At 72.2% G+C, this 18,720-nt stretch carries 15 protein-coding genes; 5 read left to right on the forward strand and 10 right to left on the reverse strand.

Going from position 1 to position 18,720, the window contains the following annotated elements:
- Nucleotides 1–23: 23 nt before the first annotated feature.
- Together LIX60_RS11580 and LIX60_RS11585 are read right to left on the reverse strand one after the other, a co-directional pair.
- Nucleotides 24–1,307, reverse strand: a complete 1,284-nt coding sequence (locus LIX60_RS11580) for an acylneuraminate cytidylyltransferase (RefSeq protein WP_227958356.1) — start codon at nt 1,305–1,307, stop codon at nt 24–26.
- A 146-nt stretch (nt 1,308–1,453) separates the two neighbouring features.
- Nucleotides 1,454–2,878 carry a DUF6716 putative glycosyltransferase gene (locus tag LIX60_RS11585; protein ID WP_227958357.1) on the reverse strand — a complete coding sequence of 475 codons (1,425 nt, stop codon included), beginning with the start codon at nt 2,876–2,878 and terminating at the stop codon, nt 1,454–1,456.
- Between the two features lie 187 nt (nt 2,879–3,065).
- Here LIX60_RS11585 and LIX60_RS11590 point away from each other — a divergent pair, with 187 nt between their 5' ends.
- The 3 genes from LIX60_RS11590 to LIX60_RS11600 all read left to right on the forward strand — a co-directional run bounded on the left by LIX60_RS11590 (nt 3,066) and on the right by LIX60_RS11600 (nt 6,908).
- Nucleotides 3,066–4,049 (forward strand): glycosyltransferase family 2 protein, encoded by a 984-nt coding sequence (locus tag LIX60_RS11590; protein ID WP_227962728.1) that lies wholly within the window; start codon nt 3,066–3,068, stop codon nt 4,047–4,049.
- Nucleotides 4,049–5,623, forward strand: a complete 1,575-nt coding sequence (locus tag LIX60_RS11595) for an alpha-2,8-polysialyltransferase family protein (protein WP_227958358.1) — start codon at nt 4,049–4,051, stop codon at nt 5,621–5,623. The genes LIX60_RS11590 and LIX60_RS11595 overlap by 1 nt, the downstream gene beginning before the upstream one ends.
- A gap of 106 nt (nt 5,624–5,729) precedes the next feature.
- Nucleotides 5,730–6,908 (forward strand): acyltransferase, encoded by a 1,179-nt coding sequence (locus LIX60_RS11600; protein ID WP_227958359.1) that lies wholly within the window; start codon nt 5,730–5,732, stop codon nt 6,906–6,908.
- Between the two features lie 863 nt (nt 6,909–7,771).
- Here the strand turns inward: LIX60_RS11600 and LIX60_RS11605 are convergent.
- The 3 genes from LIX60_RS11605 to LIX60_RS11615 form a co-directional block, all read right to left on the reverse strand.
- Entirely contained in the window at nt 7,772–9,121 is a 1,350-nt protein-coding gene (locus LIX60_RS11605) for an HNH endonuclease signature motif containing protein (protein ID WP_227958360.1), read from the reverse strand.
- Between the two features lie 947 nt (nt 9,122–10,068).
- Nucleotides 10,069–10,377, reverse strand: coding sequence for a glutaredoxin domain-containing protein (locus LIX60_RS11610; protein ID WP_227958361.1), 309 nt, complete (start codon nt 10,375–10,377; stop codon nt 10,069–10,071).
- 23 nt (nt 10,378–10,400) lie between these two features.
- A complete protein-coding gene (locus LIX60_RS11615) occupies nt 10,401–10,679 on the reverse strand; it encodes a helix-turn-helix domain-containing protein (protein ID WP_227958362.1) in 279 nt (92 codons plus the stop codon).
- A gap of 149 nt (nt 10,680–10,828) precedes the next feature.
- Here LIX60_RS11615 and map point away from each other — a divergent pair, with 149 nt between their 5' ends.
- Nucleotides 10,829–11,596, forward strand: a complete 768-nt coding sequence (gene map, locus LIX60_RS11620) for a type I methionyl aminopeptidase (RefSeq protein ID WP_227962729.1) — start codon at nt 10,829–10,831, stop codon at nt 11,594–11,596.
- A 304-nt stretch (nt 11,597–11,900) separates the two neighbouring features.
- Here the strand turns inward: map and LIX60_RS11625 are convergent, their stop codons facing one another.
- The 3 genes from LIX60_RS11625 to LIX60_RS11635 form a co-directional block, all read right to left on the reverse strand.
- Nucleotides 11,901–12,584 carry a GNAT family N-acetyltransferase gene (locus LIX60_RS11625; protein ID WP_227958363.1) on the reverse strand — a complete coding sequence of 228 codons (684 nt, stop codon included), beginning with the start codon at nt 12,582–12,584 and terminating at the stop codon, nt 11,901–11,903.
- Nucleotides 12,585–12,814: 230 nt separating this feature from the next.
- The gene (locus tag LIX60_RS11630) at nt 12,815–14,260 is read right to left on the reverse strand and encodes a GntP family permease (protein ID WP_227958364.1); all 1,446 of its coding nucleotides are present in this window, start codon (nt 14,258–14,260) and stop codon (nt 12,815–12,817) included.
- Nucleotides 14,247–14,825, reverse strand: coding sequence for a gluconokinase (locus LIX60_RS11635; RefSeq protein ID WP_227958365.1), 579 nt, complete (start codon nt 14,823–14,825; stop codon nt 14,247–14,249). The genes LIX60_RS11630 and LIX60_RS11635 overlap by 14 nt, the downstream gene beginning before the upstream one ends.
- Before the next feature lie 389 nt (nt 14,826–15,214).
- Here LIX60_RS11635 and LIX60_RS11640 point away from each other — a divergent pair, with 389 nt between their 5' ends.
- A complete protein-coding gene (locus tag LIX60_RS11640; RefSeq protein ID WP_227958366.1) occupies nt 15,215–15,919 on the forward strand; it encodes a FadR/GntR family transcriptional regulator in 705 nt (234 codons plus the stop codon).
- 106 nt (nt 15,920–16,025) lie between these two features.
- On the opposite strand, the gene leuE is transcribed toward LIX60_RS11640, so the two are convergent.
- Together leuE and LIX60_RS11650 are read right to left on the reverse strand one after the other, a co-directional pair.
- A complete protein-coding gene (gene leuE / locus LIX60_RS11645; protein WP_227958367.1) occupies nt 16,026–16,766 on the reverse strand; it encodes a leucine efflux protein LeuE in 741 nt (246 codons plus the stop codon).
- A 312-nt stretch (nt 16,767–17,078) separates the two neighbouring features.
- On the reverse strand, nt 17,079–18,677 hold the full coding sequence (locus tag LIX60_RS11650) for a methylmalonyl-CoA mutase (RefSeq protein ID WP_019710411.1): 1,599 nt from the start codon (nt 18,675–18,677) through the stop codon (nt 17,079–17,081).
- Nucleotides 18,678–18,720: the final 43 nt, after the last annotated feature.

Below are 18,720 nucleotides of genomic sequence, written 5' to 3' on the forward strand. Positions count from 1 at the left end.
TCGGGAACCGGTGTCGTGTGCGGTCAGAGCGAGGGGCCGAGGACCCATCCGGCGATCTCGCGGATCGCGCCGTCGCCGCCGCGGGTGGCCGTCACCGCGCGGGCGGCGCCGCGGACGATGTCGTGGGCGTCGGCGACGGCCACGGGCCAGCCGACGAGGCCGAAGCAGGGCAGGTCGTTCACGTCGTTGCCGACGTAGAGCACGCGTTCGGGCGCGATGCCCTCCTCCTCGCACCACTGCTTGAGCGCGAGGTCCTTGCGGTCGATGCCGTGGAGCACGGGAACCCGCAGCTTGCGGGCCCGGGCGGCGACGACCGGGTTCTGCTCCGTGGACAGGATCAGCAGCTTCAGCCCGCCGGCGCGGCGGAGCGCTGCGATGCCGAGGCCGTCGCCGCGGTGCACGGCGACCATCTCCCGTCCGTCGGAGTCGACGTACACCCTGTCGTCGGTCTGGGTGCCGTCGAAGTCGAGTACCACCGCGTCCACGTCGTCGCGGGTGGGGAGCGCCCGGGGCCGGGTCGCCGCGTCCCCGCCGGAGCCCGAGGGGGCGTCCAGCAGCGGCGCGAGAGCGCGGGCGCGGGCCAGGTCGTGCGGGTCGTCGATCTCCAGGACCCGGGCCGGGTCGGTGCGCACGGGCACGGTGCGGCCGAAGAAGCGGTGACCCGCCTCGCGGAAGCCCGCGGCGTCCATGGCGTACGCGGCACCGGTCTCCAGGAAGTCCTGGGGGCGGTCCTGGCGGCGCGGGCGGTACGCCTTGTCGTGGTTGACGCCCAGCCCGTCGGCGCCGTCCGCGCCACCGGAGGTCTCGCGCCAGACGAAGCCGTGGAACGGCGCGACGGTCAGCGCACTGTCGGCGCCGTCCTCGGCCACCGCCGCGGCCACCCCGTCGACGTCCGAGCGGAGCAGGAACGGGCTGGTGCACTGCACGAGCAGGACGACGTCCGTGCTGCCGCCGTGCCGGGCCTCGTGGGCGTCCATGGCGTGCAGCACGGCGGCCTCGCTGGTGGCGGTGTCCCCCGCGATGCCGGCCGGGCGGCGCACCACCTCCGCCCCGGCGCCGAGCGCCGCCGCGGCGATGGCGTCGTCGTCGGTGGAGACGACGACGTCCGTGACGAGCCGGCTCGCCAGGCACTCCCGGACGGCGCGCACGACCAGCGGCACGCCCCCGACCGGTGCGAGGTTCTTGGCGGGCACGCCCTTCGACCCGCCCCGCGCGGGGATGACGGCCAGTACGGACCGCTGGTCCTTCCCGGGGCGGCTCGCGGACCGGCCCGCTGCCTCTGCGGCCTCTGCTCCGGCCTGCGGCATGGTGGCTCCTTCGGAGGGGCCCGGGGCCCCGGTCTGCCCGCTCCGGTGCGGCGGCTGCCGCCGTTCCCCGGAAGCGGATACGGATACGGGTGCGGGTCCGGACGGCGCGGACGGGGCCGGGCCGGCGGCCGCGTCCCGGCGGCCGCTCACAGCTCCCCCAGCCGGCGGATGACGGGCGCCACGCGCTGCACTCCGTGGCGGTAGGCGCCGCGCGCCGCGTCCCGTACGGCACCCCGGACGACGTGCCGGACCCCGCGGGCGGCCGTGTCCTCGCCGGCGCCGGCGCCGGTCGGCTCGCCGCGGACGTCCAGGCCGTAGCGCGCGAGGATGCCGGGCAGATATCCGGGTGCGGTGAAGGTGGTGTAGTACGGCGCGATGGGCGGCAGGGCGGGCCCGGCCAGCAGCTCGGCGATCCGCTCGCGGGCGGCGTCGAAGGCGTGTTCGTAGTGGCCGTCGGCGGCCACCCCCTGCCGGGCGAGCCAGGAGCGGTCCGGCTCCGGCCGGTGCCCGGCGTCGAGTTCGTCCCAGGAGGCCAGGCAGCCGGAGCCCAGGAAGTGGTGGTTGCCGAGCGCCTCACGGATGCCGAGATCGGTGAGGACGGCCGTGGGGATCCCCCGGTGCAGGGACTCCAGTGCGGCGGTGGAGCTGACCGTGACCAGCAGGTCCGTGCGGTCCAGCACCTCGCCCATGTGCCCGTAGACCAGGCGGCAGTTGGCGGGCAGGCCGCCGGGCAGCCTGGCCACCAGCTTCTGGTACGGCAGTTCCTCGATGTGCGTGGTGTGCTCACCGGGCTTGCTGCGCAGCTTGATCAGCACCTCGCGGTCCGGGTGCAGCCGCGCGTGCCCGGCGGCCCGGCGCAGCAGGTAGTCGCGGCCCGCGCGGTTGTCCGGGACGGACGGCTGGACGGCGAAGCACACGGTGTGGGGACGCTCCCCCGCGGCCGGCTCCCGGTAGGGCTCGCCGCCGAGGAACGGCAGGGCCGCCTCGACGACGCTCCGCGTACCGGCGCGCACACCGGCGTAGACGGCGCGGAAACGTTCCGCGTCGTGCCGGGAGTTGGCGAGGACCACATCGGCGCCGTGGCGCAGCAGCAGGCCGTCGGCCAGCTTCTCGTAGACGACACCCACATAGCCGGTGACCACGACGGGGCGCCTGCGGGGCGGCTCCCCCGTGGCGCCGCCGTCCGCCGCACCGCCGTCCGTGCCACCGCCGTCCGTGCCACCGCCGTCCGTGCCACCGCCGCTCGCCGCACCGCCGCCGGCCGTGGCGCGGGCCAGACCGTGCAGCATCGCCTGGACGGCGCCACCGACGCACGCCAGGACGACCACGTCGTACGGCTCACGGGTGACCGCGCGGAGGAACCCGGCGGTGGTCACCTCGCGGAGGGAGTCCGCGCGGACTCCCACCTCGTCGAGCTGACGGGCGGTCGGCGTGGCTCGTCCGCGCAGGAGAAAACCGTCGAGCCGGTGTTCCGGCGCGATGCGGTGCGCGGTGAGCGCGCCCCATTTCCATCGCGTATCGGAATCGGCGAGTACGGCGACCCGCGGACGATGACTGGTACTGGCTGGCACATCGAAAACGCTAGGAAGCCTTTTCGTTTCCCGGCCCAACGCCGTCTCAACAAAGGGTTAACAAGAAGTCGCCGGAAGGCGAATCAGTCTGCGCAAAAGTCGAGTTAACCGTTCCGCCATGCTTCGTTCACCAGAATTCTCACCCCTGGACAAGACGAATGACCGGCCTCCGCCTAACGTCGCCCGGGTGGTCAAGCTCTCCGTCATCGTGCCCTTTTACAACGTCCAGACGTTCGCACCCGACGCGCTCAGAAGTCTGCACGCCAACGCACGGCAGGATTTCGAATTCATCCTCGTCGACGACTGCTCGACGGATGGAACACCGGAAATCCTGGCCCGCGCCGAGCGTGAACTCCCGGGCGCCGTGGTGCTCCGGCACGAGAAGAACAGCGGGCTCGCGACCGCACGCAACACCGGCATCGACGCGGCCCGCGGCGAGTACCTGACCTTTCTCGACGGCGACGACTGGCTCGCCCCCGGCCACTACGGTGAACTCGTCGCCGCCATCGAGGACCTCGGCTGCGACTTCGTCCGCACCGACCACGTGGAGAACACCGGCCGGAGCCGCTCGCTCCGCCGCGTACCGCACGGTCCGCGCCAGGTCGTCATGAACCCGCGCGACGCCATCCTGCCCCCGGGGCGCTCCACCTCCGTGGACTACGCCTACGCGTGGGCGGGCATCTACCACCGGCGGCTCGCGGACAACGGCGTACTGCGCTTCCTGGACGGTCTGCGCACCGCCGAGGACCGGCCGTGGATCTGGCGGCTGCACCGGGAGGCGGAGTCCTTCGCGGTCGTCGGCCTGCACGGCGTCTTCTACCGGCGCGGCGTCGCCTCGTCGCTGACCCAGATCGGGGACGTACGGCAGCTCGACTTCATCCGTGCGCTGGATCAGGTCGTCGAGGAGACCTCACGGGACCCGGACGCGGACCGGCTGCTCCCCAAGGCGGTACGGACGTACTGCGCGATCATCGCCCACCATCTCGGCAACATGGAGAGGTTTGAACCGGCCGTGGCACGTAAGTTGCGCTCGATGAGCGCCGCAGCCCTGCGGCGCATGCCGCAGGACGTCCTCAAGGACGCCCTCGACTCGATGGACCTGCGGCGCGGCTCGCGGCTCCGGCGGCTGCGCCGACGGGCCGCCCTCTCCGGCCCGGAGGTGGCGGCCTGATGCCCGGCCCCGCCGAGCGCGACACCGAGCGCGACACCGACCGCGGCTCCGAACGCGCCTCCGAACGCGACGAGACCCCGGGCGGCACCGACGCCGGTCCCGGCCCGGCAGCCGGACCGGGAGCCGGCCGCGGCCGCACGCAGATCTTCGTCGCCTCCACCCTCTACGGCGCCGCGACCCTCGCCGCCGCGCTCGACGCGGGCTGCTTCCGGCCGAGCGGCCGCCGGCTGCTGCTCGTCAGCAACAACGCCGCCACACCGGAGACCGCGCCCCCGCTCGACACCATGCCCGGCTTCCGCCCCCTGCGGTCCCGCTTCGACCGGGTGCTGTCCTGGAACGACACCATCAGCCCCTACCACCCCAGTGGCTGGGCCCCGCGCCCCGACGACGTACCGCTGTGGGAGCGGCAGTTGCGGCTGCTGTGGGGGCTGGGCGACGACGACGTGGAGGTCGTGGTCGAGTCGATCCAGGTGAACCCCGCGCTGGCGCTGGCACAACTGTTCCCGGACGCCGCCGTCGACGTGTACGCCGACGGGCTGATGAGCTACGGGCCCACCCGCAACAAGATCGACGCGCTCGTCGGCACCCGTATCCGCCGGCTGCTCCACCTGGACCTGGTGCCGGGCCTGCGCCCCCTGCTGCTCACCGAGTTCGATGTCGAACAGCGGATCATCCCCACCGCGGCCTTCACCTCCGTACTCGCCGAGGTGACCGCCGCCGTGGACGACGACGTGCTGGGCACGAGCACGAGCACCTCCGGTGCCTCCACCGGTGCGGCCTCCTCCGGTGCCGCTTCCGGCGGGAGGACCGGGACGGCCGACGCGCCGGCCCTGCTGCTGGGGCAGTACCTCTCCGCGCTCGGCATCCTCACCGCCGAGGAAGAGGAACGGCTCCATGTGCGGATGCTGCGCGGGGTTGCCGCGCTCGGCCACCACCACGTCGTCTTCAAACCGCACCCCACCGCGCCCGCACGCTGGTCGCGGATGCTGGAGAAGGAAGCCGGTGAACTCGGTCTCGAACTCACCGTCCTGGACGCCCCGGTGCTCGCCGAGGTGCTCTACGAGCGCATGCGGCCCGCGCTCGTCGTCGGCTGCTTCTCCACCGCGCTGCTGACGGCCGCCGCCTTCTACCGGCTGCCGGTCGCCCGTACGGGGACGGAGCTGCTGCTGGAGCGGCTCAGCCCGTACCAGAACAGCAACCGGGTGCCCGTCACCATCGTCGACGCCCTGCTGCCCGACCTGGACGCCGACAGCGCCGTACTCCGCGGTGCCACCACGCCCGCGCTGCTGCGCTCGGGCGAACAACTGACCGATCTGGTCACGGCCGTCGGCTACGCCATGCAGGCACAGCTCCATCCCGGACTGAGGCCGGCGGCGGAACGCTATCTCCGCGCTCACCTGGACGGTTACACCTGGCGCTACTTCAAGCGCCGCCGCCTGACCTCGCTCGGACTGCCCGGCGCGGTCCCGTCGCAGCTCGCCTTCCTGCCGCGCAACCCGGCGGTCCGGCGGGCCGTCCGGCGGGCGCGCACGGTGCAGCGCCGGATCGCCCGCAAGCGGGGCGGAGCCCGATGACGGGGTTCCCATGACGGGCGCCGGCAGCGACACCGTGCGGGCGGCGCCGCCGCTGACCGCGGCATCATCCGCGGCGGCGGCGCCGAGTGCGCCAGACAGGTCCGACGTGAGGTCCGGCGCCCCGAGCACGCCGGCCGGGCCGGGCACGCCGGACGCCTCCTCCCGTGAGGCCGCGCTGCCCGGCGCGGGGCTGGAGGGCGGCGGGGCCGGAGCGCGCGGACGGCCGCAGCCCCGGCTGCGCGCCCTCGACGGACTGCGGCTCGTCGCCGCCCTGATGGTCGCCTGCTACCACTACGGCGGACGGGACGGCGACATCGGCCGGGCCTGGGGCACCTCACCCGCCGACCAGTTCCCCACCGCCTCACAGGGCTTCGCGTACGGCAGTCTGGGCGTGCAGATCTTCTTCGTCATCAGCGGCTTCGTGATCTGCATGAGCGGCTGGGGACGCCCGCTGCGCTCCTTCTTCGCCTCCCGCGTCGCCCGGCTCTACCCGGCCTACTGGGTGGCGGTCGTGCTCGTCACCCTGGTCTTCACGCTGCCGTGGGTGGCCTACGACGCCGTCTCGCCCAGTGACGCACTGGTCAACATGACGATGCTGCAGGAGCCGGTGGGTGCCGAACGAGTCCTGGGCGTGGACTGGACTCTCTGGGTGGAGCTGCGGTTCTACGTCCTCTTCGCGCTGTTCGTGGTGGTGCCCGGCGCGACGAGAGGGCGCGTCCTGGTGTTCTGCGCCGCCTGGACGCTGGCGGCGGCGATGGCCGAGGCGAGTGGGGAACCACTGCCGGCCGTCGTCCTGATGCCGGAGCACTCCGCCTTCTTCATCGGCGGCATCGGACTGTTCCTGCTGCACCGGGACCGGCGCGACGCGGTCGCCTGGGGTGTCGTGGGCATCAGCTGGCTGATCGGCCAGAAGTACGCGGTGGACAACCTCTGGCACCCTGCGGACGTGCCGGCCTTCTCGTACCGGTCGTCGCTGGTCATCATTCTGATCGTCACGGCCGGCTTCGTGGCGGTCGGCCTCGTCGCGCTGGGACACCTCCACTGGGCGAACTGGAGATGGCTCACCGTCGCGGGCGCGCTGACCTATCCGTTCTATCTGGTGCACGAACACCTGGGCTGGGTCGCGGTCCACCTGCTGCACCGGACGTGGGCAGTGCCGTCAGCCGTGACGTTCGCCGGAACGCTCGCCGGGATGCTGATGCTGGCGTGGCTGCTGCACCGCTGGGTGGAACGGCCGTTGACGCCGTGGATGAGGCGGATGCTGGCGGACACGCGCCGACGGTAGGGGCAGCACCGGTACGGCGGCAGGAAGCCACAGGCCAGGGGCGGCGACGGGAGACGCGAGACGGTCCGGACCGGCGGGCCGGACGGGCGGGGTCAGACGGGCCGGACGGGCGGGACGACGGGCGGGGCCAGGCGGGCCGGGCCCCGGCGGGTACCGGCCACGGGCTGGAGGCAAGGTCACGGAGACTGCACCCGGCAAGGCCACCCCTCGCAGGGACTGATCCGGCCAACGATCCGGAGACCAGTCTCGGTCGGGGCGCCGGACGGGGACGGTTCGGTGGCGTCTGAAGGGGACGGCGCGATGGTGGTGGCGGGTGCGTCGCGGGCTGTCCGGTGGCGTGGTGATTGGGGTTACGGCGCCGGGTGGGCGGCGCGATGGTGGTGACCGGTGCGTCGCGGGCTGCCCGTTGTTGTTTCGGTGGGGGTTACGGCATCCGTGCTGGGGGTGGGCCGGTGGTCGGTCGTCTATCCGGGACCGTGCGCACCCGGGGTCGTTCGGAAAGACGATGGCGTGGCTGGTGCCGGTGGGTGGTTGCGGGGGCACACGCGCGCCTGGGCTTGTCGGCTTTCCCGCCGTCGTGGCGGGCTTTCGGTGGTGACGGTCGTGGCGGGTGGCGGCGTGGCGGGCTCGGTTCTTCCTCTTGACGGTCGCCGGTCGCCGGTCGGTGGTGGCTGGGGCAGCTCGTGCCCGTGGAGGCCGAGGTGCCTGCCGTCGCTGGTACGCATCAACGCCGAGGGGCGTGCCCCCTGCCAGCTGCTGCCCGCCCGGTAGTTGTCCGGAGCAAGGTTCCGGGTTTCAGGCAGGGGTATGGGCCCCTCCGCGCGGTGGCGGAGGGGCTGGTGCCGGTGGTCAGCCCCCTCGGGCTAGGTGTGGGTGTGGGTGTGGGGTGGGTTGGTGTAGGTGTGGCCCGTCGGCGCGGTCCAGGTCACTTCGCCGGTGTCCGGGTTGCGTTCGGCCTGCCATCGGGTGCGGTGTTTCAACAGGTGGTGGCGTCGGCACAGCGGCATCAGATTGTCCGGCTCCGTCGCCCCGCCCGCTTGCGGGTCCTGGTGGTTGAAGGGCTGGATGTGGTCGAGGTCGCAGCGGTGGGCGGGCATCTGGCAGGAGGGGAAAGCGCACGTCCCGTCGCGGGCGATGACGTGCCGTTCAGCCTCCGCGGTGGGCCGGTAAGTGGCCGGGTCGGTCTTGATCAGCAGGCCGGTCTTCGGGTGGGTGATCAGACGCCGCCAGATCGTGCCCGGGGCGAAAGCCACCTCCCGCGCCTGCCCGGCACTGATCGGTCCGTAGCCCTTGAGCTGTCCGGGCTCCTCATCCACCCCGATCAGGGTGTCGAGGGACACCGTCACCTGCACCACCGCCGCCGACCGGCCACCCGGAGTGTCCTGCCCGGCAGGGCGGTTGACGACCAGGTCATACAGAGCGTCCACCCGCTTCTGGTTCAGGGTGCGGCCGTCATCGGCGAAGGTGGCGGCGTGGGCGTCGACGGCCGCGTCGAGCTGTGCGGCCTGCGGGACGGGCAGGAAGGCGGTCCAGGTGGCCATGCCGTCCTCGGTGGCCCGGTGCCAGATCGTGCGGTCCTCCCGCCGCCGGCGATGCCGCACCTCCGCCCCCTGCGGGTCGGCTTTGAGCACCGCCCGGTTCAATGCGCGCCGGGTCTGGCCGACGGACTGGGTGGGCATCTTGGGCAGCACCATGGCCTCCACCTGCCCGGCGGCTTCGGGGTCGAGGGTGCCGGTGACCTCCGCCACCGCCTTCGCCTGCAGATAGCAGATCTCCCCGCGCTCCAACAGGCTGACCGTGGTGGGGAAGCGTCCCTCCAGGGCGGTGGCGACGGCCAGGCGGTCCGCGGCTGTGTTTCCCGACAGCTTCAACGCGCAGGCGACATCCTCACAGGCGAAGTTCCAGTCGTAGTCCGCCCAGCCGATCTCATTCGGCGTCGCGTCCAGTGCATCGGCCTCGATATCGGCCAGCAGACCAACCTGCTGAGCCTGGATCCAGGAGGTGTGCCGCTCCCAGGCCTTCAGCGCATCGATCCGCCCCGTGGTGGAGAGCTGCCCGCGCTCCAGCAGAGCGAGCATCGCCGCCGTCTGCGGACCCGGCACAGCCGACGCCAGATGCGCCGCCCACTCATCCGCCGTCACCGGCTCCCCCGGCACACCGGTGGTGGCCCCGGTGGTGGCCGTGTCGTCGTGGTCGAGCAGCGTGGCCTGCATGACATTCCCCCCGTCCGGATCACCGCGTGAACTCCCGCCCTCACGGAGCGAGTTCTTACCCCCTATTTTCCGTCACGTACGGTGATGAATCCAGGTCCAGAGCGTGGAACCACCCGAACGAGTGAGCGAAAACGGACCCGGGAACTCCACTCATCGCCCACACCGAACACCAGCAACGCCACCCACGATCGCCACCACGACCGAGGACCCGCCACGACAGAGCCCAAGAACAGGGCACGCGCGCCCGGGCCGCGCCTCCCCAGCCGGGTGTCAACACCCGTGAGCGACCCACACCGGCCACCGCCTGCCCACCGGAAGAGCCACCACCCAGGCCCCAACCCCAGCGACAGCCGACATCACCACAGCAGCCACAACAACCGCCACCACCGACAGCCCGCCACGACGAACGGGAAAGCCGACAAGCCCAGGCGCGCGTGTGCCCCCGCAACCACCCACCGGCACCAGCCACGCCATCGCTTTTCGAACCGTCCCCGGGTGCGCACGGTCCCGGATAGACGACCGACCACGGGCCCGCCCCCGGCACGGATGCCGTAACCCCCACCAAAACGACAACGGGCAGCCCGCGACGCACCGGTCACCACCATCGCGCCGCCCACCCGGCGCCGTAACCCCAACCCGCTGCCGGGCCGCAGTTCGCCACTCCGGGGACCCGCGACCCGCCGCTCGCCCACCCGCCGATCCGCCAACCGCCCCCAACCGCGCCGAAGGCCCGGCCGTTTCCGGCCCGCGCCACGTACCGACGGACCCAACGCCGATCAACCGATCCACCAACCTGCCGTGCGCCGACCGTGCACGGGCCTCGGACCGACCTCGGACCGACCTCGGACCGACCTCACGCCGAACGCGCGCCGACCGCGCACCCACCCGCGCACCGGCGGGCGCGTCAGCCGCGAGCCCGCCGGCCCCGGGCCCGGCCCCGGGCCCGTCTACGCCAGCAAGTGCGGGGCGTACGTCTCGACGGCCTGCATCAACTGCCGCTTCGACGGGTTGATCAGTGGATGGCCTGCCACGGTCACCGTTGGCACGGTTTCGTTCCCGTTCGCCACCGAGCGGACGAAGGCCGCGGCTTCCTGGTCCCGCCAGATGTTCACCTCGGTATACCGGAGCCGCGCGAAGCGCAGGCGCAAGCGCAGCTTCATGCAGAACGGGCAGCCCGGCCGCCAGTAGACGACCACGCCCTCGCCCGCCCTCTCGCCCACTTCCTGATCCACACCCTCGCCCGCTTCCTGGTCCACGCCCTCACCCTCACCCTGCCGCCTCATGCGGACAACGCCCGTTCCTGCTCACTGCCCGGGTCCTCCGCGCAGGACGCGGCCAACTCGTCAAGGGACAGCCCCAGCACTCCGGCCAGTGCCGCCACCGTGAAGAAGGCGGGTGTCGGGGCCCGGCCGGTCTCGATCTTGCGCAGCGTCTCCGCCGAGACCCCGGCCGCCACGGCGACCTCCACCATGCTGCGGTCGCCACGGGCCCGGCGCAGCAACGCGCCGAACCGTTCACCGCGCTGCCATTCCCACGGACTCAGAGGAGTTCTCACCATGCCGTGATACTAATACCGGTATAAGAATTGGACGACGGCGCCGTGTCGTGCCATGCGGTGGCGTGCCATACCGTGCCGTGCCCACCGCTACGGGCGCGCTCGGCCGTACGACCAGGTGCCAGCAGCGTGGAGACGGAGTGTCGCAGGACATGGTGGAGATCAAGACCGATACGGCGCTGGAAGCGATGCGGGAGGCCGGGCGCGTCGTGGCCCACGCGCTCGCCGCCGCCCGGGACGCGGCGGGCGTGGGGGTGCCACTGCGCGAACTCGACGAGGCGGCCCGCGCCGTGCTGTCCGAAGCCGGGGCGCGCTCACCCTTCCTCGGCTACCGGCCGTCCTTCGCGCCCACCCCGTTTCCGGCGGTGATCTGCACCTCCGTCAACGACGCCGTCGTCCACGGAATCCCCACCGGTGACCGGCTCCGGGACGGTGATCTGGTGAGTATCGACTGCGGTGCGGAGCTGGACGGCTGGACGGGGGACGCCGCCATCAGCTTCACCGTCGGCACGCCGCGGCCGGCCGATCTGGAGCTGATCGGGGCCACCGAGGAAGCGCTCGCCGCGGGGATCGCCGCGGCGGCCCCCGGCCGGCGGATCGGTGACATCTCCCATGCCATCCAGTCCGTCGCGCTGGCGGCCCGCTGCGGTATGCCCCGGGACTTCGGCGGGCACGGCATCGGCCGGCGCATGCACGAGGACCCGCACGTCCCCAACCGCGGCCGTCCCGGACGGGGATTCCCGCTGCGCCACGGCCTGGTGCTGGCCCTGGAGCCGATGTTCATGGCGGGCGGGGGCGACGACTACCGGACCGAACCGGACGGCTGGACGCTGTCCACCACGGACGGCAGCCGGGCGGCCCATGTCGAGCACACCGTCGCGATCACGGAGGACGGCCCCCGCATCCTGACCCTGCCCTGACGACGGCCCGGCTCCGCACTCGGCCTTCCGCGCACCGCCCTCCGCACACCACGCGCCGCGCGCCGCACACCACACGCCGCGCGCCGTACCCCTCGGGCGCCCCGGTGGCCTGTTCGGCTGTGGCGCGGCTGCTCTCCTCCCGGGCTCCTCCCGGTCTCCTCCCGGGCCGCCCGAGTGGCCGGCTCCTCAAGGGAGATGCCGGTCGAAGGTCGGGGCCCGCAGGAGCTGTGCCGGAGAGGAGGCGCTACGGGGGCGGCGCGGTCCCGACCTTCACGACCGCTTCGGCGGCGCGGGCCGCGGCCCCTCATCGCGTCCCGGTGAAGGGGGCGGACTCCCGGGGCAGGCCGAGGAGTTCACGGCACGGTTCCAGGCCGTGGACCTCCACCGGGACGGTGCGGTGAGCCTCCCAGCCGGCGCGGTCCAGACGCATCCGGTGCAGAGTCCGGGCCTCCCCCCGTACCGCCAGCACCGTCTCGCCGTCCGGGCGGTAGCCGCACTTCCGGGAGACGGCGATCGACCGCGGGTTGTCCGTCATGGCTCCCGTGGTCATGGCGCGGGCACCCAGGCCCTCGAAAGCCAGGTGCAGCACAGCGGCACGCATCTCGGTGCCGATGCCCTTGCCCTGGTGGGCCATGCCGAGCCAGGAGCCGGTCTCGCCCTCGCGCGTCACGGCGAAGTCGTTGGTCACCATGTCCTGCCGGCCGACGACACGGCCGTCACAGAGCACCGCGAGACTCAGCGTCCACTTCTCGGGGCTCCACTCCGCGACGGTGCGCAGCACGTGCTGGAAGGTGGAGCGGCCACGCTCCTCGGGGGTTCCGTCCGTCCACGGGAAGGAGAACGGCATCTCCGCCGGGTCGTGCACCCCGTCCGCCGCTACGGCGGCCAGCGCGTCCAGCAACGCGATGTCCGGGACGCGCAGTTCCAGGCGCGGGGTGGTGATGCGCAGTCCGTAGAGCGGCCAGTAGTGCGAGTCGTGCGTTTCCATGACGGAATCCTGCCGGACGCACACGGGCCCGTCGAAGGCATTACACCCGGGCCGGTCCGGGCAGGGGGCTCGGCCGGGGGCTCGGCCTGGCGCCGGAGCCCGCCGGGCCCGGCCGAGCCACTGGCTCACCGGGACCGGCGGGGCCACCGGGCTCACCGGGCCGGCCGGACTGACAGGTCTGCCAGGGCCGACCGGACCGACAGGGCCGACAGGGCCGGCGGGAACTCTCGTCAGACGACCATCCAGAAGCCCAGCGCGATCACGAAGGCCGACAGGCCGAGCGTGGTCTCCATCACCGTCCAGGTTTTCAGCGTCGTCTTCTCGTCCATCCCGAAGAAGCGGCTGACCAGCCAGAAACCGGAGTCGTTCACATGCGACAGCACGGTCGCGCCCGCCGCGATGGCGATCACTATGAGCGCGGTCTGGAAGTCCCCGAGATCGGCTTCGGCGACCGCGCCGGCGATGAGACCGGCGGTGGTGGTCAGGGCGACCGTCGCCGAGCCCTGCGCCACTCGCAGCAGGGTGGCGATGACGAACGCCTGGACGATCAGCGAGATACCGAGATCGGCGAGGGAGCCGCTCAGCGCGTCACCGATGCCGCTGAGCCGCAGGACGCCGCCGAACATGCCACCGGCTCCGGTGATCAGGATGATGGAGCAGATCGGCCCCAGGGCGTCGTCGAGGATCTTGGTGACCTCGGTCATCCGGGCCCGGGGCCGGCCGAGGACGGCTATCGCGACGAGCACGGTGATCAGCAGGGCCACCGGGGTGTGCCCGAGGAGGCTGAGGAACGCGGCCCAGCTCTCGCCCTCCTCCAGAACGCCGGTGACGGTGAGGGTGTCGAGAACGGTGTCGAAGGAGATCAGGACGAGCGGCACCAGCAGGAGCAGCAGGACGGTGCGGAAGGACGGCGGCTTCCGGTCCATCCGCGCCGCCGCATCGGAGCCGGTGCCGTCTCCGGTCTTCTCCTCGCCGTCGCGCGCTCCCTGCCCGCGCCCGTCGTTGACCTCACCGAACAGTGCGACGGGCACCGAGACGTCGATGCGCGCCCCGAGATAGCGGGAGACCAGCAGGACACCCACGTACCAGGACGCCACGGCGACCGGGATGCCGACGAGCAGGATGACGCCGACGCTGCCGCCGAGCGCCTCGGCCGCGGCGACGGGGCCCGGGTGCGGCGGGACGATCGCGTGCATGGCCGCGAAGGCACCCGCGGCGGGGAGCGCGTACAGCAGCAGGGAGCCGCCGAAGCGCCGGGCCACGGTGAGGATGATCGGCAGGAAGACGACCAGACCGGCGTCGAAGAAGATCGGGAATCCGAACAGCAGGGCGGCGACGCCGAGGGCGAGCGGGGCCCGTTTCTCCCCGAACCGGCCGATCAGGGTGTCGGCGAGCACCTGCGCTCCGCCGGTGACCTCCATCAGCCGTCCCAGCATCACGCCGAAGGCGACGAGCAGGGCCACCGAACCCAGCGTGCTGGAGAAGCCGAACATCATGGCGGCGGGGATGTCCGTGAGCGGGAAACCGACGACCAGGGCCGTCAGAACGCTCACCAGGACGAGCGCCACGAAGGCGTGCAGCTTCACCTTCATGATCAGGAACAGCAGCAGGGCGACGGCTCCCGCCGCGATGAGCAGCAGGGTGGCCGTGCCGTAGGCCGGGTCAATCGCTTCCATGAGAACGCTCCATTGGATTCTCCGGTGTCTCCGTGGGGAGGGTGGGGGGAACGGGTGGTGCGGGCAGGGCGCGGAGGGCCGCGGCCGCGCGGGCGGTGATCTCCTCCGGTTCCGCGGTGACGGACACCGTGATGCCCTGCTCGTCCTCTCGCAGCGGTTCGAGCGCGGCGAACTGGGAGTCCAACAGGGCTCCGGGCATGAAGTGGCCCCGGCGCTGTTCGAGCCGCTGCGCGATCAGGTCGCGGTCGCCCGCGAGATGGAGGAAGAAGAGTCCGGGCGCGGCGGCGCGCAGCCGGTCTCGGTAGGCCCGTTTGAGGGCGGAGCAGCTGACGACCCCGCCCTTGCCGGTACGGCCGTGCGCCCAGGCACCGATGGCGTCGAGCCAGGGTTCGCGGTCCCGGTCGTCGAGCGGGATGCCGGCGCTCATCTTCTCGATGTTGGCCGGGGGGTGGAAGTCGTCCGCCTCGGCGTACGGGACGCCGAGCTCGTCCGCCAGGAGCCGGCCGACGGTCGTCTTGCCCGTGCCGGACACACCCATGACGACCACGACGTGGGGGGTGGGCATCACTACCTCGCTGTCTCTGCCGGTTGGTGGGTGGCGGTCGGTGGTGATCGGTGGTGATCAGTGACGGTTGATGACTGACACCGGCACCGGCCGTCTCGCCCGCCGTCCCGGCCCTGCGGTCGGCGCCGTCAGCCGCCACCGGATCGCGCCTGTCCGCCATCCCTGCCCGGCGGCACAGTGCCGCAGTACTGCCGGGCAGCCGCGGTCCGGTGCCGGGGAGAGGCCCACGGACCGCGTCCGTCGTCCGACGCCACAGCACACTCAAGCCCATATGTATGACGTATTCAAGAGTTCGTCATCTAAAAGACATACTTAACTTGGGAGCGCTGCCGAGCCGTAGGCTTGCTTCCACTCGGTGGAGTGATCCGGAGACGGGGAGACGCAAACGCATGACCAGCGGCCAGGAGCGGGGACTGCACGCGAAGCTGCTGGCGTCGCTCGGCCCCGCGATCGCGTCGGGCGAGTACCCGCCCGGAACGGTGCTGCGTACGGACCAGCTCGAACAGCGCTTCGACGTCTCGCGGACCGTCGTCCGGGAAGCGGTGCGCGTACTGGAGTCGATGCGGCTGGTGGAGTCCCGGCGCCGGGTGGGAGTCACCGTGCGGCCCACGGAGGAGTGGAACGTCTTCGATCCCCAGGTGATCCGCTGGCGGCTGGCGGGCACCGACCGGCCGCGGCAGCTCCGTTCGCTGACCGTACTGCGCTCGGCGGTCGAACCCGTCGCCGCCGGACTGGCCGCCCGGCTGGCGACGGCCGAGCAGTGCGCGGAGCTCACCGGGCACGCGCTGGGCATGGTGGCGACTTCGCGCGGCGGGCAGCTGGAGTCCTATCTGGTGCACGACGTGGCGTTCCACCGCATCGTGCTGCGGGCCTCGGGCAATGAGATGTTCGCCAAGCTGGGCGACGTCGTGGCCGAGGTGCTGACCGGCCGCACCCAGCACCGGGTGATGTTCAGCGACCCCGACCCGGCCGCCGTCACCCTGCACGTCCAGGTCGCGGAGGCGGTACGGGCCCGGGACGAGGAACGCGCGGAACGGCTGACCCGCGAGATCACGGTCGGTGCCATGGCCGAACTGGACGTGCTGGCGCCGTAGCTCACGCCGCCCGAGCGGCGAGTCCCATCCCGGCCCGGAGCCCGAGTCCGGCCCCGGCCCGGAGCCCGAGTCCGGCCCCGGTCCCGAGCCTGAACCCGGGTCCGCGTCAGCCCGCGGCGCTGCTGAGGGACAGCTTCACCGCGAAGCCCAGGAAGAGCGCGCCCGCGGCCGAGGTGACACCGGCGGAGAGGCGGCTGCGGCTGCGGAACCGCTCGGCGATCCGGCTGCCACCCAGGATCAGGGTGGTGAGGTACAGGAAGCTGAAGAGGGTGCAGAAGGTGCCGAGCAGCAGGAACGACAGCGCGGGATGGGCGTAGCCCGGGTCCACGAACTGCACGAAGAAGGAGACGAAGAACAGGATCGCCTTCGGGTTGAGGAGACTGATCACCAGCGCCCGGCGGAAGGGCCGCTCGGCCGGGGCGGCGGTGCCGGTCGCGGTGCCAGTGCCGGTGCCCGCGGTGGCGATGCCGGCGGGGCCACCCCCCGCGCCGGTCGCGGTGGCCGCCAGGCGCCGCTCAGGGGCGTCCCCGTCCCGTCCCTGCCGCTTCCGCCACATCCCGGCGGCGGCCCGCAGCATGCCGACCGCCAGCCACGTCAGATAGCCGGCGCCCGCGTACTTCACGATGCTGTACAGCAGGGCGTTGGCCTGAAGCAGCGAGGCGACACCGGCGGCGGACAGCAGCATGAGCACCGCGTCCCCGCAGAAGACCCCGCCCGCCGCCGCATAGCCGCGCCGCACCCCGCGGCGTGCGGCGACGGACAGCACATACAGGCTGTTGGGCCCCGGCAGCAGGATGATCAGGGCAAGTCCGACCAGATACGTCGGAAGATCGGCGACTCCCAGCATGAGCGGAGTTTCGCACACAAAGGCGGTTGCGCGTCAGGCGGATTCCGGGTGCCGGCGGCCACCGCGGGGCGGCCCGCCGAACACTCCGGCCCCCGGCCCCGGAGCCGGGCAGTGGCGCAACCGGGACACGGCCCGGCCGGGACACGACACGACCCGGACACGACACGACCGGAACCGGACGCGACCGGAACGTGACGCGGCCGGGCCCGTCCCCCTCGCCCGGCGGGACGGCCCCGGCCGCACCGCTCCGCGCCGTGTCGGGTGGGTCGTGTCGGGTCGTGTCGGGTCGGGTCGGGTCGGGTTACAGCGGGATCAGAACGCGTCCGTGGGGACGTACGCCCCCCAGACCTCCCGCAGCGTGTTGCAGACCTCCCCGACCGTGGCCTTCGCCGCCAGCGCCTTCTTCATCGGGTAGAGGACGTTGTCGGTGCCCTCGGCCGCGGCCCGCATCTCGGCCAGCGCCGCGTCCACCGCGTCCTGGTCGCGCTCCGCCCGCAGCTTGGCGAGCCGCTCGGCCTGCTGCGCCTCGATGGCCGGGTCCACGCGGAGCGGCTCGTACGGTTCCTCCTCGTCGAGCTGGAAGCGGTTGACGCCGACGACGACCCGTTCGCCGCTGTCCGTCTCCTGCGCGATGCGGTACGCGCTGCGCTCGATCTCGCTCTTCTGGAAGCCGCGCTCGATGGCGTTGACCGCGCCGCCCATGTCCTCGACCTTCCGCATCAGCTCCAGGGCCGCGGCCTCGACCTCGTCGGTCATCGACTCCACCACATAGCTGCCGGCGAACGGGTCGACGGTGTACGTCACATCCGTCTCGTAGGCCAGCACCTGCTGGGTACGGAGCGCCAGCCGCGCCGACTTGTCGGTCGGCAGGGCGATGGCCTCGTCGAAGGAGTTGGTGTGCAGCGACTGGGTGCCGCCGAGGACGGCGCCCAGGCCCTGCACGGCGACGCGGACCAGGTTCACCTCGGGCTGCTGCGCGGTGAGCTGCACCCCGGCGGTCTGGGTGTGGAAGCGCAGCATCAGGGACTTGGGGTTCTTGGCGCCGAACTCCTCCTTCATCACCCGCGCCCAGATCCGGCGCGCGGCGCGGAACTTGGCGACCTCTTCCAGGATGGTCGTGCGGGCGACGAAGAAGAACGACAGCCGGGGCGCGAAGTCGTCCACGTCCATGCCGGCCGCCACGGCCGTGCGGACGTACTCGATGCCGTCGGCCAAGGTGAACGCGATCTCCTGCGCGGGCGAGGCCCCGGCCTCGGCCATGTGGTAGCCGGAGATCGAGATGGTGTTCCACTTCGGGATCTCGGCCTTGCAGTACTTGAAGATGTCCGCGATCAGCCGCAGGGAGGGCTTGGGCGGGAAGATGTACGTGCCGCGGGCGATGTACTCCTTGAGCACGTCGTTCTGGATGGTGCCCGTGAGCTTGTCCGCCGGGACGCCCTGCTCCTCGCCGACGAGCTGGTAGAGCAGGAGCAGCAGCGCGCCGGGAGCGTTGATCGTCATCGACGTGGACACCTTGTCCAGCGGGATGCCGCCGAACAGGATCCGCATGTCCTCGATCGAGTCGATGGCGACACCGACCTTGCCGACCTCACCGCTCGCGATGGGGGCGTCGCTGTCGTGGCCCATCTGGGTCGGCAGGTCGAAGGCGACCGACAGGCCCATGGTGCCGTTGGCGATCAGCTGCTTGTAACGGGCGTTGGACTCGACGGCGGTGCCGAAGCCCGCGTACTGGCGCATCGTCCAGGGGCGCCCGGTGTACATCGTGGGGTAGACACCGCGGGTGAAGGGGTACGAGCCGGGCTCGCCGAGCCTCTCGTCCGCGTCCCAGTCCTTGAGCGAGTCCGGCCCGTAGACCGGCTCGATGGGCAGCCCGGACTCGGTCATTCGCTTCTTGCCGGACTCGCGCGCCATGTTCGCCTTGCCTCCTGTAGAGCGGGTGGGGTGCCGCCGCCCG

The sequence above is a fragment of the Streptomyces sp. S07_1.15 genome, assembly GCF_020739505.1.
In the GTDB taxonomy this organism is placed as follows: Bacteria; Actinomycetota; Actinomycetes; order Streptomycetales; family Streptomycetaceae; genus Streptomyces; species Streptomyces xinghaiensis.